3 protein-coding genes are annotated in these 20126 nt (G+C 50.0%); all 3 read right to left on the reverse strand.

All coding sequences use genetic code 11. The features are described from left to right. Positions 1 to 15: 15 nt before the first annotated feature. Genes J6600_RS11255 through J6600_RS11265 form a run of 3 tightly spaced genes read right to left on the reverse strand, consistent with a single transcriptional unit; the run spans position 16 to position 20124 of the window. Positions 16 to 6231, reverse strand: coding sequence for a beta-ketoacyl synthase N-terminal-like domain-containing protein (locus tag J6600_RS11255; protein ID WP_209387406.1), 6216 nt, complete (start codon positions 6229 to 6231; stop codon positions 16 to 18). After that, entirely contained in the window at positions 6228 to 12383 is a 6156-nt protein-coding gene (locus tag J6600_RS11260; RefSeq protein ID WP_209387407.1) for a type I polyketide synthase, read from the reverse strand. The genes J6600_RS11255 and J6600_RS11260 overlap by 4 nt, the downstream gene beginning before the upstream one ends. Positions 12384 to 12405: 22 nt before the next feature. Then, positions 12406 to 20124 carry a type I polyketide synthase gene (locus J6600_RS11265; RefSeq protein WP_209387408.1) on the reverse strand — a complete coding sequence of 2573 codons (7719 nt, stop codon included), beginning with the start codon at positions 20122 to 20124 and terminating at the stop codon, positions 12406 to 12408. Positions 20125 to 20126: the final 2 nt, after the last annotated feature.

Raw genomic sequence — 20126 nt, forward strand, 5'->3', positions numbered from 1 at the left:
GGCGGATATGTGAATTTACGGTCTTGTTTTGGCGGGCTGCTTCAGCATCTCACCATGCACGTTCAGTATCTTTTCCTGCAGCTGCAGGAAGCTGTGTTCTGTCATTCCGTCTGCCGAATATAAAACGCCGCAAAATTCAGAAATCGTTTCGGCTGCGCTGTCTTCAGCCAATAACGTCATATGGTTGGATACCGCCACATCCATGATGGCGATGTTTGTCATATGCTCTTCCCACTGGCTCCAGTAGTTGACGAAATCAGCGGATAAAATATCAGCCCTGATCGTAAAATACGGATCAAGCTCACCCAAGAAAATTCCGTTTTTATTTCGGAAATAATAGCATGTCACCCCGTTCGGGTCCGGAAGCGGCAAGAGTTCGTAATCAGTGATTTCGTAAGCGTCCTGAACATTTATATTCTGCCTGATCAGATTTTTCACCAACGCGTCCGTCTTCGTTAACCCCCGCTGTTTGGCTTTTGCGATTAATTGCTCTAAAAATATGTCTTCATGAAGATCGGCATCTAGTTCATCACGATGAATCAAGGTTTCAGATATGCGTTCCGGATGTTGATAGATTGGTGCAAATAAAGCCATGTTCACCGTCTGCAGCATCATATTTTTATCAAATAATTCATCAGGAATGTTGATTTCCCGCGCACCCGCTGAGTCAAAGGAGTCGAGCATGACGATTGACTCAACGGTTTCTCCAGCCAGCTGCAATTGCCGGGTGACTTCATAAGCGAGCATGCCCCCTAATGAATAGCCGCCTACATCGTAAGGACCCCGGGGCTGCACGGTACGTATGAGCTTAACGTAATATTCCGCCATGTTTTTAATGCCGCGGATCGGTTCCCGGTCTGTCATCCACCCTCTTGCCTGAATTCCGTAAAAAGGACGCCCGGTCCGTTCGGCAACAGGCTGGTACAGCTCCACTGCCCCTAACGCGGAATGAAACCAGAAAATCGGTCTTCCCTTTCCCCCCGGGTTAAGACAGATCAGTTCGGGCGGTTCTTGATCATCTGTCTCTTGTGATATATCGTTTTGTTTCGTATGTTCCTCATGTACTTCCTCGGTGTCTTTTTGGACAGAACCGGTCAGATACCCGGCTAATGTTGCGATTGTCGGATATTCATAGACCAGATTTGCCGTAATAGACGCTTGATAGGTTTTATTAATGGACTGAACCCATTCCACACCGATAATAGAATCCAGCCCCATCTCAATGAATGCTTCATGCTCATCAATATCTTCCGGCTTCAGAAACAGGATGTCCGCAAGGCTTTCTATGAGCTCTTTGCGCAAAGTGCCGTCAGAGATGCCGGCAAGGGGCGTTTCTGCTTCCGGGATTTGCGGACGTACCGCTGTTTCCTCCGCTTCAGCATACTCGGGTTTCTTTATTTGCCCCGCTATATATTCCGCAAGCTCCTTAAGCGTCGGGTGTTCATACACCTTATTGGCAGTAATCTCAGTGTGGTGCGTTTTATTTACTGTTTGTATCCATTCAACCCCGATAATGGAGTCAAGCCCCATGTCGATGAAAGGCTCATCAGCATCAATATCTTCCGGTGACAAAAATAAAATATCTGCCAGGCTTATCCTCAATTCTTCAAGCAATGTTCTATTGTCTTCGAAAACGGCTTTTTCTGGCTGCTGGACAGAAACAGTACAATCCAAAGGCTGTAACACGATCGGTTTTTGCAATGTCTCCGGTTCAAACGCTCTCATTTCGATCTCAGTTAAAGGAGTCAGAGAAATCAGCCCTTCATGTTCAGGCTGCGGCGAAGACGGGAGAACGGTTTGCGTTTCAGACTTTTTCATGGCCTGGCCTGGTAAAGAACTGTTTACATCAGCCGCCCAATACCTTTCTTTTAAAAACGGGTAGGCAGGCAGCGGCGTTTTATAATATTGCCCTCCGTCAAAAAGCCGTGCAAAAGGAAGATCATACCCTCTGCAAAAAAGGTCAGCGATATGTGCCAGGCTTTCTCTGTACTGTGCGGGCGAAGACGCCGAGCGGCACTGTTCAATGCATTCCATTCCGAATGTTTTCATTCCGGCTTCTTCTGCCGGCTTCTGATCCTTCAAATTGGACACAAACACACCCGGAAGCTCTCTTTTTACAAGCCACTCCGATAATACCCGCTTCAGTTCGTCCGCACTGCTTACGATACAGGCAAACCGGTGATGTAAATGCTTTCTGCCGAGCAGGAGCGTATAACTTATATTTCCCAGATCGCTGTCTTTGTTCTTGCTGAGTGAATCCAGCAGGCGTTCTGCCTGAATTTCCAGCTGACGCTCCGTCCGCGCAGATAAAGGAATGAGGCAGGCTGGTTTTGCCGGTGACCGGCGCACGGTTTGCGGCGCCTCTTCAATCACAAGATGGGCATTTGTTCCGCTGAATCCGAATGAACTGATGGCTGCTCTGCGCGGTGCATCCGGATTCCGTTCCCACGGTATCAGCTTTTCATTCACAAAAAACGGGCTGTCCGCAAATTGAATATGCTGATTGGCTTGGTGAAAATGCAGGGAAGCCGGAATCTGCCGATGCTTCAGCGACAGCAGGATTTTAAACAGTCCGGCCATCCCCGCGGCCGCAGCGGCATGCCCGAGATTGGTTTTCACAGAGCCGATGGCGCAATATCCTTTTTTATCCGTATAGCGGCGGAAAGCGCGCGTTAAGGCGCCGAATTCGATCGGGTCGCCCAGTGCAGTGCCCGTTCCGTGAGCTTCCACCATTTGAATGGTTTCCGGATCAATGTGAAAAGTATCATAGACATGCCGTTCCAATCGTTCTTGAGATAGCGCGCTTGGAGCGGTGATTCCGTTTGTAGCGCCGTCCTGATTCATTGCAGAGCCTTTTATGACGCCGTACACATGATCTCCGTCACTAACGGCGTCGCTAAGACGTTTCAGCACCACCGCTCCCACGCCTTCACCCGGCACGAACCCGTCCGCGCTTTGATCAAACGTATGGCAGCGTCCGGTCGGTGACAGCATATTCGCCTTATTTGACGACTGATAAAAAGCGGGAGTGGATTGAATGAAAACCCCGCCCGCCACCGCCATTTCCGTTTCTTTCGTCCAAAGCCCCTGACATGCCAAATGAATGGCTGTCAGCGAACTGGAACATGCTGTATCAACAGTGATCGCCGGACCTTGTAAATTAAGGTGATAGGCGATCCTTGCCGGAGTGACGGAATTATGATTGCCCCAAAAAGCCTGCGCGGGCCCCTGCTGTTTAAAAATGGCCTGGTAATCTCCGCCGCAGGAGCCGGCATACACGCCGCATTCCCGGCCTCTTACCGAGTCTCCCGCATATCCCGCATCTTCAAGCGCTTTCCATGATTCTTCCAAAAACAGCCGCTGCTGAGGGTCCATATAGGTCGCTTCACGTCCCGATATATGAAAGAAAACGGGGTCAAAACATTCAATGTCCTCTATAAAACTGCCATACTGGCATTGGCTGTCAGAGACATCCCATCTGTCTGCTTTTTTAATCAGATCCCGTCCGGCGGCTAAGTGTTCCCAAAACTCATGGAGATTCTCCGATTCAGCAAACCGCCCGCTCATCCCGATAATCGCGATCGGTTCTTTTTCAGGTAACACAGCTGCTGATTTTACTGTATCGGCCGGATCCTTTTGTTCGGGGCGGTACGTCATTTGATACGGCTCAGAAACGCTGATGACGATTTTCCCGATATTTCCGCGGTCATCCAGACAGTGATACGCTTCTTTTATGTCTTCAAAGGAAAAGATTTTTGAGATGACAGGCTGAATGACTCCCTCTTCCGCCAGCCGCTGCAGTTCCAATTGATAGTCCTTGACCTGATCCGGATTTTGAAGGGACAGCTTCCGCAAATCCACGCTGTGAAACGATTGATTGTTATGAAGGACGGACAAGTCGACTGATTTAGCGGATTTCAGCGCAGTCATGGCAATTTCGATATATCTTCCGCCCGGCGCCAGGCAATTCATTCCTTTTTGCATGGCATCACCGGCCAGGGTATTAATGACAACATCCACCCCACGGCCGCCGGTCATTCGCATGATTTCCGTTTCAAAATCTTCTTCTAAATAGCAAATGGTATTGTGTATCCCGAGCGAATGCAAATACTCAATTTTTTTCTGTGATCCGGCCGTGGCATATATTTCCGCGCCGATATGCCGGGCCATTTGCACCGCGATCAGCCCCGTTCCTCCCGTCGCGGTCTGAATTAATATTTTTTCGCCTTTTTTAAGTCCGGCTTTCCGGAAGGCGTCTATCATGGTCACCGCCACGGTGGGAAGAGCGCATGCTTCTTCAAAGGTCAGCCGGGCCGGTTTATGATAGACTTGATGTTCTTTACATGTGATGAGATTCGCCTGAGATCCAAATTCCTCTCCCATGCCGACAATCACTTCATCACCTGGAACGACGGATGTTACATGCCTCCCTGTCTTGATCACGACGCCGCTTGCTTCAAATCCCGGAGTGAACGGATAAGGCGGCATCGTCGGATACAGCCCTCTGACACAAAGCAAGTCTCCGAAGTTTAAAGAAAAGGCGCGGACGGCTATTTGAACTTCGTCATCTTTTGTCTCAGGCACTTCACTGCGGACAATCGTCAGATCTTCAATGCCGCCCGGACGGTCAATCACAACCCGGAACATTCCCGAGTCATCGGACTTTGCAAAAGAAGGCGGCATACGTTCTTGTTTCGGTTTCTGATAACCGGTTTCCTTTCTTTCCGTCTGCAGAGGTTTTTCAGCAGGCCGTTCTTCCTGAAGCGCCGGGCGGATTTTCGCTCTTTCGGTCTCCAGAGACGAGGCTATGATGGTTTCGTATTCTGCCGAGATATAACCGGTCAGCAGTTTCACATGATAGTAATCAAATAAAATCGTTGTCTGCAGTGTAAGATTCAAACGCTTATTAATCTCGTTAATCACATTGACGGCCAAAATGGAATCAATGCCGTATTCAGAGAAATTCAGTTCTTCCTGAATATCCTCTTCTTTCATTTTTAATACATCGGCAATACTTGTTTTGATGACAGAGCGGACATGGGAAGCGACCGATTCCCCATCAGCCTTAACAGCTTGATGCTCCTCTGGCGCGCGGCTGCGGGAAACAGGCTGTGCGGGCTTTCGGAAAACTTCGGCCGGGGCGGCGTATGGCTTTCTGCCGTCTCTGATCCCTTGCATCCGGACGAGTCCGTCACTCTCAGCTGCGATAATCTGCTGACCTAAATCATGAGCCGTTTCAGCAGGGAAACAAACCGCTCTGTATCCTTCCGAATGCAGCACACACTCCCACGATTTTGGATATAAGCCGGGACTTCCCGGAATCCGAAGCTCAGCATCCTCATAGGACCACCACCCGTCAAGCAGCCCGAAGGTTAAATGGGTAAAAACAGAACGATCGCTGATTTCGTTTATCAGAATCATCCCGTTGTATTTCAGGAGCGCTTTCAGACGGCGCAGTGTCAAACCGATATTTTTTGTGGCGTGAAGCACATTGGCGGCGATGACAATATCGTAAACACCCGTTTTGATATTTTGTGATTCGCAAGGTTCCTCCGCATCAAACAAGGCTGTTGTCAAATACGGCACATCAGGTCCGTATTCCTGTTCGGCATGCATTAAAAAAGCTTTAGAAACGTCAGTATAACAATATTCCGCAATCTGTTTTGCAAATGGTTGCAGTTTTGTAAACAGCATGGCGCTCGTTCCGCCCGTCCCGGCCCCTATTTCTATCAGCCTGATGCGGGCATCGGGGTGTTCTGTAAGATAAGCTTTCAGGTAAGCGGCCGCGGAATCTGCCAACACTTCATTAAAATAATCCGCAACGGGATTATGCTTATAAACACCTTCAACGAGCCGCATTGATGAATCGGGAAATACGATATCCGTAGCCGGACGTTCTCCTTTTAAAATGGAAGGCATCGCTTTTATCGTCGCCTCGGCCAATTCAGCTTGCGCAAGCTCCCCATTGGGAAGCAGGCGTTTATGGGCATTCCACTCATTCCAGACTGTGCGGCCGTCCGGGCGCTGATCCGTGAGAAGAGTGATCGTGTATCCGTCATACGCGATATATCCGTTTTCTTTTAATAGATTCAAGCTTTCTTCCAGCCATCTGCCGTATGTGCCGATCACGCCGGCGCTCCGCATGGATGCTGCAGGTGTGGTGACAGGCTCGCTGAAAAACCCGATTGACTGTAATTGGTAAAAGAGCAGTTTGCAAAGAAGGCTGTTCATATGCGCAACTCCATTTCTCGTTTTAAAGTCTCAAGCCGTTCATTCCGATCCGGATTTTGCCGCTTGACGCTTTCCATAAATGAAGGCTTCGGGCCGGATACAACCGATATTGCATCTTGATCCGTCAGCTCGGCTAAGGCGTGCGGAGCAGCTTTAATGAATGCCGCTTGGCTGAACGGTTCTGATAGTAAGACTTCCAGCGCCTCCATTGCTTCATCGGGTTCAATAGAACCGATCCCTGACGCCTCCATCCGTTTTCTGTAAGACGGGTCTGATACAACGCCCAGACTGCCCCAATATCCCCAATTCATGACTTTCACTTCACAATCAAGCAAGGAAGCGATATGGCGGGCAAAGGCGTCTTGAAATGTACACCCTGCCGCATAGTTGCTTTGCCCGGCATTTTTTGTGAAAGAATTAACGGATGAGAAAAACAGCACAAAATCAAGCGGTTCTCCCTTAAAAGCTTCGATCATTCGGACGCTCGTATTCACCTTAGCTGAAAAAGCGTTTCTGAAAGAAGCTTCATCCATATTCGCCATACTTTTGTCGGCAAGCGTTATCGCGGAATGGATGACTCCCGTTATATTGCCGTATTGCTCTCTTACGGAACGGACGGCCGCTTTAAGCGCTGCGGCATCTTGAGCATCAGCCTGTATATAATGCGGCGCGGGGCCTGCTAGCGCCAGCCTGTCTATTTTGCTCTGAATCTCCTGATCCTTCGGTCGCCTGCCGATCCATATCATTCGTGCCTTGTAACGGGTGATCATGTATTTGCTCCATGCTTCTCCGATGCCGCCCGCTCCGCCGATGACAGCATAAACGCCGCCTTCTCTGTACGACATACGCGGAGCGGAACTTGTCAGCACCCGGACTGTTTTTTGCTTGTGCCAAGCTCCGTTACGGTACGCGGCAGCATTTCCGTCCGGATCTGGAGGAAGGCGCCAGATGTTTTTCATCTCAGACGAATCACTGCCTTCTTCTGTATCAATCAGCCTGATGTCCCAGTTCGGATATTCTTTTGCCAATGAACCGATCAACCCATGTACGCCCGCATGCTCAGGCTGCGGCAGATCACCCGGATACACGGACTGTGTCTGCCGGGTGACCGCCGTAAAGCTGATGTTTCGGTTTCCATACCCGAGTGACAGCAGCGCTTTGATGAAACGGAAACATTGAATCACCCCATTCTCCTGCTCATCAAGCATTTCCTGACTGACGGATGCGGGTGCGAAACGATCCGGCGCAATCCATAAGAAATGGCGGATATCTTGATACCCGGCTGTCAATTCACGTAATGTTTGCTCGCTTGAATGATCCGGCGTCTCCGCCAGATGGGCGCGGGGCCACATTTTTGCCGCAGCCTTTATGGTATGTCCCGGCTTTCCGATGATCAGCAATTGTTCCTGATCAACCGCTCGATTTTCTTCCAGAGAAAAGAAAGTTTTGTCCCAAACAGGGGCAAGCATCGCCGTCTGAACTTCCTGCCGCTTGCTTTCGGTTTGGTTTGTCTGCCGGACAGCCCGGCAGGAGAAGCCTGTCAATCTCATACAAACAGCGCCGTTTGCATCACATAAATCAATATCCAGCGTCAGCGCTCCGTTATCTGACCGATCACTCTGTTTGCGGACAAGCGCCCACAACGTTTTCTGAGTCGGCTGAAATATTTCTGCCTGCCTCAGGGAAAACGGCAGCATCGGAGTGTCTCCGGCAGTATCTGAACCGGCACCCAGTGACGCCTGAAACGCGGCATCTAGAAGACTCGGGTGGATGACAAACTGATCGGCGGAACTGTCTGCCGATTCCGGCAGCGACAGCCGGGCTGCAGCACCCCTCTCTCCGATCATCAGCTGATCAATTCCTTGATGGCTCGGCCCGTATATCATACCCGCATGCCGGAAAGCCTGATAAACCTCATCAGACGTCATAACCGATTGGCTGCACCCGGACAGCCAGCCCTCTAAGTGAACTGACGGAACCGCTGCTATCTCTCCTGATACCGCGGTGCCTTTACTGTATATAATCCGTTCTCCCCCGGGTTCTTCCGATAGGCTGTAAATCGTAAATTCAATGTCTTCATTTTCCTTAAGGATAAGGCTGATATGGACTTCTACATCCGTCCCCTTATGAACGACAGGCCTCATCCATATGAGATCTTTCAAATACAGTCCTTTACGTCCGTCCGGCACAGCGTATGCGGCACGCTCAACGGCCGCCCTGGCCATTTCGATCACGGCGGCTCCCGGGAGCACCTTATCCCCATTGACTGTGTGGTCAGTGAAAAAGAATTCCCGTCCGGTAAAAACAGAGGTGAATTTCAGCTCCCACAGATCAGATGTGTTTTCATGAAGCAGCGGATGGATCACCGTTTTGCCGTCATCCCTTTTTGAAACCGCCTCGGCTTCATCTTGAATCCAGCATCTGACCTTTGCAAACGGATAGGCGGGAAGGCTGATTCTCCGGGGTTTTTGTCCCGAATATAACAAGTTCCAGTCCACATCGACTCCCTGCACCCACATGTTCAGCAAATGACCGTACTTTCTCTTTTTCAGCCATTTGCCCATGGCTTCCTGCAAATCTTCATCAGATTCAAACACAGCCACTGTCTCATGATTTCGCTTCGCCCGCCCCCTGTAAAGATGCGGTGCGTTTTCATTTTCCAAGTACGATCTGAGCTTGTCCTCCAGCTCCTTAAGGGAGTCCGCAATGAAAGCCAGCCGCTCATCCATCGCTTCCCGCCCCGCTTGTAAAGTGTATGCGACATCAAATAAGTCCGGCTTATCCGTATGCTTCTTTTGAAGAAAAGCAAGAAGGCGCTCCGCATATTCTGTCAGACGCTCCCCATTTTTCGCAGACAGCAGAATGACAGCCGGCTCTTGGCTGCTGATTGCTTGTTTTACAGGAGCCTCATATTCTTCAATAATGATATGCGCGTTAGAACCGCCCGCACCAAAGCTGCTGATCCCCGCCCTGAGCGGCTGTTCTGCTCCGTCTGCTGCAATCCGTTTCCAATCTGTTAATTCCCGGCAGACGGAAAACGGACCTTCGTCAAATTGGATATTCGGATTTAAAACATCCGCATGCAAAGATGGGGCGATTTGTTTGTGCTTCATCTGCAGCAGCACTTTTGTGACAGCGGCGATGCCTGCTGCCGATTCCCCATGTCCGATATTTGATTTGACAGACCCGATGAGACATGTTTCAGGAACATCACCGAATGCATCGGTTAAAGCCCGGATTTCAATCGGATCGCCTAATTTTGTCCCTGTCCCGTGCGCTTCCACATAGCTGATCTGGCCCGGGGATACCCCCGCCTCCTGTAAAGCTTGAGAAATGACTTCGCTTTGCGCCTTGGGGTTCGGTACGGTGTAACCGCTCGCTCTCCCGCCGTGATTAATGGCAGCTCCTTTAATAACGCCGTAAATCCGATCTCCGTCTTGTACGGCGTCTTCTAAACGTTTAAGAAGCAGCACCCCGACACCTTCTGCCGGAATATAGCCGTCACCCCCGGCGCCGAAACTCCCGCAGTGTCCTTTAGATGAGATGAACTGCCCCTGGCTCAGCATGAAGTACTTGTTAGGATGAACGGTGAGATTCACTCCGCCGGCAAGCGCCGCGCGAACCCGATGATCCCGCAGATCCCGGCACGCCATGTACAATGAAGTCAGCGAACCCGAACACATCGTATCGACCGAAATGCTCGGCCCTTGAAAATCGCAAAAATAGGAGACACGGTTAGCAATGGATGAAATCCCGCCGGGGAGCCCGATATGCCGTCCTTTCACTCCCGCTTCAGCCGCGAATAACGGATATTCCTGATACATGACTCCGGCATACACACCTACCTGACGGCCCAGTTCAGGTGATGTCCTCGTATATCCCGCATCCTCCATGGCCATCCACGCATGCATCAAAAACAGCCGTTCCTGAGGATCAAGGTGTTCCGCTTCACGGGGGGAAATCTTAAAGAACTCAGGATCAAAATCGGCGATCCCGTCAATGAATCCGCCCCATTTGCTGTAGATCGCTCCCGGCGCCGTCCGGTCCTCGGAAAAGTAATGTTCCCATTTCCAGCGTTCTTTCGGAATTTCGGTAATACAATCCTTTCCTTGTTTGAGATTTTCCCAAAACGCATTGATATCATCGGCCTGCGGATACTTGCCGGAAATCCCGACAATGGCAATATCCAGCGGGTTTCCTTTCGTTTTCTGACGGCTTTGATTCCCGGACGGGGCAAAAGACGCATTTTCAAGCCGATTTGGCTGAAGCACTTCTTTCACAGACGCGTTTTTCAATTCCGCCAGCTGTTCTCCGGTATGGCTGAGGACTGCGGCATCAAATGAGAGAAACCCGTCTTTTTTATGTTTGATTGTATTCACCACATAGACGGTATCAGACATGACAGGTCCGTAAAGCGTCAGCCTCTCAATCATGAGCGGGACGTGAATCCGCTTTTTCAGCTGCAATTCTTCTTCACCGAGCGACATATAACAAGAATTCAATATAAGCGGGTCAAATGCAAAGTGATGCAGATCGCCTTTCTCTTTTTTCCCTGATAAGTCCAGCTGCAATAAAAAGGAGCTCTCACTCATTTTGTATCCCGCCGTTACCGTTTTCAGCATCGGGCCTATCGTGAAGTCGGCAACCGAATCGTACAGACGGGAAATAACATCCGGCGCCACCTTTTGTGCATGCGCCTTCATTTGTTCAACGTCATATGATTTTTTTACGGGTGCCTCTATACCTCTGCTTATTTCTCCTTCGGCACATATCTTCCGGCTCTCTTTACCGGAGACAGTGCAGCTTGCGGTAAAGCGTTCGGCACTCTTTTCTGCCGCAAATGAAATGTCAACATGTGCGGCCTCTCCCGGCTCCAGCGTGACGGGCCCGCCCGTAAAACGGATATCTTTCAGCCCGGCGGGATACGTGCCGGAATGAGACGCTCCGGATACTTCAAGCACCAGACACGGATACACTACACCCATCAGTGCCGGTTTGCCGAAAACCAGATGATCCTGAAGGAATGCTTCATGTTCATAGAAAGTAAATGTCTGACTGCCTGATTGCGTTTCAGAGACCGGTGCTGCATCCGCGACAAGGCCGGATGATTCATCTGTTCCTTTTGTTTTTATGTCTTCAAGCAGTTCGGATATGCTGCTGCATTCAAATAAAAGAGTCGGATTCAGCCGCAGATCAAACGCCTCTTCGATGTCTTTAATAATGGCCAGAAGCTGTGACGATTCAAGGCCTAATTCAAAAAATACGGTGTGCGCATCATTTCTTGTGACAGGACGGCCTACGTATGTTGAGAAAATGCGGTTTAAGGTTTCCTCCATCTGCTGAACGCCTGGTATCAGCTGCCGGTCTGTCCGCACCTTTTTGGCTGTCAGGCCGAGCAGTGAAGCAATATGCGCACCGCTGGGGTTGTAAAAGTCAATATCCATTTTCACCATTTCAGAAGGCGTGCCGGACTTTTTCGAAATCACCGCGTAACAGCGCTCCGTAACGGTCTCAGCGGCAATAAACGAATCATAATAAATCGGTAAAAACAAACCGGCGCCTGCAGCTGTCTGCAATACGCCGGAGGCCATGGCGGCACCGTCCATCAGCGCGGGATGAAAGAGAGCGCCAGGGAGATTTTCCTGGCATGAATCAGACTGCCGAATATCAAGGAAACATTCCTCTTCATTTGCATAGATCTCTCCCTCCGGCTTCATCAGCCCGTCATGCGACAGTCCGCAGCTTCTCGCGGCTTCGTAAACCGTATGCAAAGAGACTGATGGAAGTGCGGCTTGTTGTTTTTTCTCCCCTGCGTCAAGGCGCTTATCTGATGAGAAGACTCCTTCATGCACCTCCGCTGATAAGAAAACCGTCCCGGAATCCGCCCCGCAAATCGAGGCTGTCCAGAACTCCTTTTCTTTACTGAATATGACACTCACATCAAGCCGCTCTGACCGTTTCACTGATAAAGGATGATAAATGGTCACCCGTTTCAGACAGATGGAACGGAATGAAAGATCAAGGCTTTGCTTTGCCAGCTGATACAGCATATCAATATAGGCCAGACCGGGCATGACAGATTCTCCGTGAACAAGATGGTTTTTCATAATGGGATGTTCTGCCGTCAGGCGCAGATTCACTGTTTTTTTCATGGTTAGTCCCCTTTTAAAAACGTCACGTTGTCACCTGCCAAAACGAGTCTGCAGGTGCAGTGCTTGTCTCTGCTTTTTTCTCATATTTCTTTAAAAGATCCGCAATGTCTGTTTTTTCATTATTTATTTTTTCCGTTTCACTCTCCGTGCTGTTCCAGCCGCCCAAAAGCGGGTAGTGTTTTTTTCTGAATTCCGGCGGCTGAGGCGCCCGGTGATGTTCCCGCTGCCTTTCACCTCTGTATTCTTCAACGAGGATATGAGCATTTGTCCCGCCGTCAGGAAATGAACTCTGAGCTGCGACGCGGGGTTTCTTCTCTGAATGCCAATCAACGGGTTCACGATTAAAATGAATACGCGACGCTTCAAAGTCATAATGTTCAAATGGCTCACGCGCTGATAAGAAAGGCGGAATCAGCTTATGATAGACGCTCAGCACACATCGGATGAAGCCCGCAAGACCTGAAGACAGAAGCAAATGCCCTACATTCGGTTTCACCGATCCGATCCGGCAGGGCAGAAGCGTTTTCCGGTTCAGCTGATAGACATCTGAGAGCGCCTTGATTTCCACCGAATCAACGATTGGGGAACCGCCTCCGTTCACTTCTATATATCCAATGTCTTCGGGCGACTTTTCCGCCATGTCAAGCGCAGTTTGAATGGCGTCTCTCTGCGCTCTTATATTCGGTGAACCGGGACCGAGCGTCCGGCCGTCATTGTTTACCGAGACGGCTTTTATGACGCCGTAAATACGGTCTCCGTCCCGCACCGCATCGCTCAATCGTTTGATAAAAACCGCCCCCGCTCCTTCTCCGAGCACTTCTCCCGCTGATTCACGGTCGAATATATGAAACACGCCGTTCTCATTTAAAATATGGCGCGCTCCGAATAACCGGTGCGCGGACGGAGATAAGAGCAGACTCACCGAACCGACTAAGGCCGCGTCAATCCTTCCGGCCAAAAGGGCGTCTTTTGCAAAGGACAGCCCGATCAGCCCTGAGGAACATGCTGTATCCACGACAAGGCTCGGTCCTGTGACATTCAAAAATCGTGAAATGTTGGCCGCCAAATAGTTTTGTCCCGCCCCCAAAATCGGGTTAGGCGCCTGCAGGATATGTTCCATACCGGCTGAAGGCTGCGCCCTGCCGCCGATGTACACGCCGACTTTCCGGCCCGATAAATCCTTTTGGCCGTACCCGGCATCATAAACGGAATGAACCGCTTCTTCTAATATGATCCGCGCCTGCGGGTCCATAATTGCCGCGTCTTTTTCAGAGATGCCGAAAAAGCCCGCATCAAACATGTCGATATCATCAATCCACCCCGCATAATCCTTTGCATTTGCTGTTGCATGCCAGCGCGTTGCGGGGACAGGCCGGATGGCGGTGTTTCCTTTCATCAGCAGCTCCCAAAAAGCATCCGTTCCGCCCGCCCCCGGAAAACGGCAGGACATGCCGACGACGGCAATGTCGTCTTCGGTATCCGCTTTCGGCTTCATGGATGTTCTCTCTTCAGCGGCGGCAGTTAAATCAGGCTGGACGTCCCTGTCGTGAACGAAACCATTTTCTTTTGTCACAAAATCGGCTTCATGATGCGCTGCGAAATAGTCAACCATTTCTGTAATCGTTTGATATTGAAGCATTAAGGACGGTGTTAACTTTATGCTGATCCGTTTTTGCAGTGATTGAACCAATTCCGCAAAGAGTATTGAGTCAATCCCGTATTCATCAAACGGCATATCATCTTTTATCTGCTCATCCGTCATTTTCAGTTCTTCACTGAAGACGGTGCGCACCCATTGACGAATCGTATCCTTCACCTTTTGGTCACCGGCAGTGCTTTTTTTCACGGGAGCTTCAGATTTCTTCACCCTTAGAAGATCACCAAAATCAGCCTCACTGTCTTCTGGAACACAAGGAATTCCGCAGCTTTGTCCGTTTAATATGATGTAATCTAAAAACTTCAGTCCGTCTTCGGCAGACAGCCTGGAAAGTCCTGATTTTTGATAAGCAGGTGTTTCCGGCAGGCCTTCAGCCATGCCGGTTTCTTTCCAGACGGGCCATTGAACGGCTTTAACAAACACGTTTCCTTTACCTGCCTGATGATTTGCAAAAGAGTCCATAAATGAATTAGCCATCGCGTAGTCACTTTGCCCCGCAGCAAGCGAAGGGATCAGACCCGAAACGGATGAGAACAAAATAAAAAACGACAGCGGCTCATTCTGAACGGCTTCATAGAGACCGCGAAGCCCTGTTACTTTCGGCGTGCAAACGCATTCGATTTCAGTTTCGGTTTTGTTATAAAAAGCGGGGTGTTCTCCCATTGCACCCGCGCAATGAAAAACGCCGGTAATCGGTCCCATCGTGCCGCGGATGCTGTCCGTCATGTTCCGGAGCCCCTTTTGATCCGTAAGAGAAACGCTGTAATAACGGATCTCCGCGCCCCGCTCGGCTAACCTCTGCATCCGCTCGGCTTTTTCCGGGAGAATGCCGTCCTTTTTCATGTCTGCCCACTCTGAGGAATCGGGAAGCGGCTCCCGCCCCATGATGACCAGTTTCCTGCATCCGCGTGAAACGGCATGCTCCGCCGCAATTGCGCCGATCCCGCGCGATCCGCCCGTTATTAACAGCACATCATCAGACGAATAGGAAAGCTCAGGCGCCGCCGAAACATTCATACCCTGCTTCAGAAACGGCACATAACGGCGATTCAGCCTGTAGCAGCATTCACTGCCGCTTTTGGCCCGCGGCTGTAAAAATTCAGTCTCAATCTGTCTGCTTAATTCTTCTGTATGCTCAATCTCACAATCGCTATCTATCGTAAAAGAATGAATGTTGGCATACTCAGCGCCCAGCATTCGGTACAGCCCCGCCGTTTTCGCCCCTTGCATCAGAGGTTTACTTTCCTTGAAAGGCTGGAGGCGGTGTGTCACTTGGCTGAACACAGCGCCGCTATGACGGAATGATTCAAGAGCCTGCTGTAAAAAGGCAAGCTTTCCGTGTTCTATCTCTTCCTTCCGTTCATATTCCGCATCATATGCGGTTATGTCGACGACCCCGAGTATCTGTTTGTTTTGAAGAGACTCCCGCACTCTGCCGTAAAGGTTTCGCCCCGATGCGGCGGCGTAATAATCGGCGCCGTCTTTTGCCTGATGGATGAAGCAGACCGTTTCAATATGGCCGTTTCCTTTAAAAAGAGCATCGGCCAATCGGCGCGTCTTATCCGTTGCAAGTATCATTACTGTTCCTGATAGTGCTTCAGATTCCGCCGGATCTTGCTGCTTCCAGTCTTTTTGAAGAATGATCTTTTGGTTTTCCGCCGGTTCGTCTGTCTGTTTCCGGATATCCGCAGGCACAGGCACCCAATACCGCTCCTTCGCGAACGGATATACAGGAAGGCTGACCCGTTTCGGCTTCTCTCCTTCGTATAACAGGCTCCAATCAACGGCGGCTCCTTTTGCCCACTCAGTGAGCAATCTGGAATATTGCTTGTTTTTCAGCAGCTCGGCCATTCCACTTGATGAAATATCATCTTGAGCACGTCCGCGGAAACATCCTTCAATTTCTGTTTTCCGTTCAAGCACATCCTTCAGTTTCGCTTGCAGACCGCAAACGGATGTAACGATAAATGCCAGCCGTTCAGGCATCGCTTCTCTGCCAGCTTGAATCGTGTAGGCCAGGTCTTTAAGGTTGACTTCTTTTTCCCGTAAAAAGCGGTCATACCGTTTGACATATTCTAATAGGCGTTCTTCATTTTTTGCCGAAAGCAGAAACAGAACCGGCTCGTCTTCCCGTATATTTATCGATTTCTTTTCAGCCTGCGGCGGCAGATATTCTTCTATGACAAAATGGGCATTGCTCCCGCTGGCGCCAAAAGAACTTAAACCCGCTCTTCTCGGCTGGTCAGAATGTGACGGCCGTTCCCATTCTTCTAGCCGGTCCGCCACATAAAACGGCGTGTCCGGAAACGGAATATGGGGATTCAGCGTGTCCGCGTGCAATGACGGAAAGATTTCTCCATGCTTCAGCTGCAAAAGCACCTTTGTTAATCCGGCGACCCCGGCGGCTCCTTCTAAATGGCCGATATTTGATTTGGCAGAGCCGATGGCGCAAAACCGCTTCTTGTTTGTCCATTTGCGGAATGCGCGGCTCAGCCCTTCAATTTCAATCGGATCACCCAGAGACGTGCCTGTTCCGTGGGCTTCAATATAGCTCAGTGTCTCCGGATCAATGCCGGCACTCTGAAAAGAATCTGTAATGACTTCCGCCTGTGATGCCGGATCAGGCACTGTCAAACCGGATGTTTTTCCGACATGGTTTAAAGCGGAGCCTTTTATGACGCCATATATCGGACAGCCCATCTTTTCCGCTTCTTGAACGGTTGTCAGTAACACCGCGCCGACGCCTTCTCCCGGCACATAACCGTCACCGCCGTCGGCGAAGCTTTTGCAGACGCCTTCTGAAGACAGAAATCCGGCATTCGCCAAAAACGCATATTTATGCGGGTGTGTGACCGCATTCACACCGCCGGCAATGGCGAATTCGCACTCCCCCCTTTTAATGCTTTCACATGCCAAATGTATGGATGTGAGCGAAGAAGAGCACATCGTATCAACAGCCATTGACGGCCCTGTAAAGTTCAGGCAGTGAGACACGATATTCGGAACAGAGGCAGGCGTCACGCCCATAGACAGCGGTGTGCCCCGCTGTGTAATTTCAGCGCCGAACAGCTCATAATGGCTCCAAAACACACCTGCGAATACCCCGACGCGTTTTCTCTTTTGTGAAGATGGCCCGCGCGCCGTTCTGTCCTGATAAAAACCGGCATCTTCACAAGCTTCCCAAGCCGTCTCTAAAAACAGCCGCGCCTGCGGGTCCATCATTTCAGCCTGGCGCGGAGTCAGATTGAAAAACAGCGGGTCAAAGCTGTCTATGCGATCTAAAAATCCTCCGTAACGGTAGAACTGATCTGCTTCATATGAGAAAGAATAACCTTTCCATCTGTCTTTCGGCATTGTTGTAATGCAGTCTTTACCTGAGCGCAGATTTTGGTAAAATTCATCAATGCTTCCCGCCTGCGGGTATCTTCCCGCCAATCCGATTACGGCAATATCGTGCTCTTCTGTATGTCTCTCTTGTTTTCGGCTTCTTCTCTTGACAGCTGCGTTGGATAATGAAGATCCGTTCTTGTCTCCCTTTGGACCCAATCGGCCCATGCTTTCAGTTACAGCCGGCTCTTTCCCGTATAAAATAACAGATTGCAGCTTGCCGAGTCGCAGCATATATTCAAGTGCAGCCATCCCTTCCCCGGCCGGTAGCGGGCTGGTGCCTGTTGCATCATTCATGATCTCTTTCATCAAGCTGTCAACCTGCATGCCGCCATCTTCCCAAAGCGGCCAGTTGATCGTCATAGAAGCCCCGGTCCGTTCGCCTTTTTCCGCTTTGCAATCGCGATATTTCATATATTCATCCATAAAAGCGTTCGCCGCGGCATAATCTGTCTGGCCCGCATTTCCGGCCAACGCTGAGAATGAGGAAAATACGGCGAAAAATTCAAGCGGTTCATGCCGTGAAGCTTCGTCCGCATGAATCAGGCCGCTGATTTTCGGCAGGAACACCTGCTTCAAGTCAGAACTGTCTTTTTGGATGATAAATTGATCTTTTAAAACACCGGCGCAATGAAAAATACCCGTCAGCCGGCCGAAAGTCTCTGTAATCTGAGCAAATGCCTGCTCTGTTTCGGCTTTATTGCCGATGTCCGCTTGAACGTAAAGAACTTCTGCGCCCAATGCTTTCAGTCTGCTGATCTTCTCAGACTGTTCCGGCGAACGGCCGATGAGTGCGAGCTTCACCTTTTCTTTTTCTGCAAGATGACGGGCAAGCAGAAATCCAAGACCGCCGAGGCCTCCTGTAATGACATATACGCCGTTTTGTTTCCAAGGAGACTGTGTCTGCCCGTCCAGTTTCTCAATACGTTCGAACAATCTGATCTGCCGCATATTGTCTTTATACCGAATGTCTGTGCAGCCTGCATAAGAGCAGTCTGCTTCTGTTCTAATGATTGCGGCCGTCTCACTTGGCAATCTCTCATTCTTGTCACAGAAGGTGATCACCTGAGTGCGAAGAACCGGATTTTCCAGATGTGCCGTTTTCAGCATAGCCCCGAGAGCGGAAGACAATGCCGCTCCATTCTCAACGGCGCATACAAGCTGAATCAATGTATGTTCTTTCGGATGGTCTGTCAGTTCCCGTTTGAGCATACGAAATATACGCTCGGCATCTGCTCCAAACTGCTCATCTGCAGCCTCATGCTCCCTTTTCAGTTCTATCACTTCCGCTTCCGGGCAATATGTGCCGAGTTCACCGGTGAGACGGGGTCCTGCATCGGCAGCGATAATGAGATGACGGGTGTGTTTTTGCCCGTTCTGCACCGCCGTTTCCAGCGGCTGATCTTTCCAGGCGGGTTCAAAAAACAGAACCTCATCAGCAATGTCAGCGTCTGATGTATGCCGTTCTTCGGCCGAATCTTTCAGCACACAGCCCGCTTCATTGATAAGGTAATCCGCAAGGCGGCGGACAGATGAATATTCAAAAAGCAGTGTCGGATAAAACTGCTGCTGAAAAGTCTGCTCTAGTATCTTTACAAGCTTCAGCAAATGCGCCGAGTCAAGCCCCATATCATAAAAGCCTTTCCGCACATCAATATCCTGTGCCGGACGATTGATCAGCCTGGCGATTTCCGACTTTATGTAAGTCACCATGTTTTGTTCCGGCGTTTGCTGTTCAGACACGTCTTCTGCGGCCACAGGACTTTCGGGCTCTCCACGGCCGCTTCTGTTCTGCTCAGGCGGCTTCTCTTTGTCTATCAGATGGGTAATCATATTCGCTTGTCTGACCCTTTTCACTGTCAGTTTCTCACATTCGGCCAATACGTTCCCTGCCCTGTCATAAATCGTGAAGTCGGCCGAATAAACATCAGGTTCGCTGTCTGATACGCCGCTTTCAGTGCGGCTGTTTTTCACAGAATAAGTGTAAATCGTTTTCGGAAACGGCTGATACATGCAAAAACGATTGATCATAAAAGGAATATAAGGTGTGTCATTTTGCTTTTGGGCCGACAATGCAAAGGAAGAGCCGGCAAGGGTGGACGCATCTAAAAAAGCCGGATGTGCCTTAAATTTCTCCCGGAATCCTTCAGCCAAATCACTCAGAGTGAGCTCCATTAATTCTTCTTTATCCTGAAGCTGATAAACGGCCCCTTCATTTTTCATAAACTCGCCATGCTCAATATGGCTTCTTCTTGCAATTCCGTAAATGTCATGCATGTCCCATTTTCGGCTTGCGTTTTTCATGAACGCTTCAACATTCAGTTCTTTTGCCCGGGGCGTGTCTTTTTGCAAATAAATCTGGCATTCCATATTCTCATCCCGGTTTCCGCCAAGCGGTGTGCCGTTTTTTGCTTTTTCGCTTGTGATCTCAACTTTCCAGCTGTCATGCGCCGGCGTAAAGGTCACATACAGGTGTTTATCAAACTCTTCAGATGTTACAACAGGCTGCTTAAAAATAATCTGTCTTAATTCTATAGGCCGTTCACCGAGATACCCGGCGGCGAGCCGATACAGCATATCTATTAAAGTCACGCCCGGGAGGACGCGGATTTGATGAACGCGATGATCCCGGACGATATAATTCGTATGGCTGATTTTCTGCAGGAACGTTTTGACTTGATCGGTGGCAACTGCCAATC

It is taken from the genome of Bacillus sp. LJBV19 (genome assembly GCF_017797845.1).
Lineage (GTDB): Bacteria > Bacillota > Bacilli > Bacillales > Bacillaceae > Bacillus > Bacillus velezensis.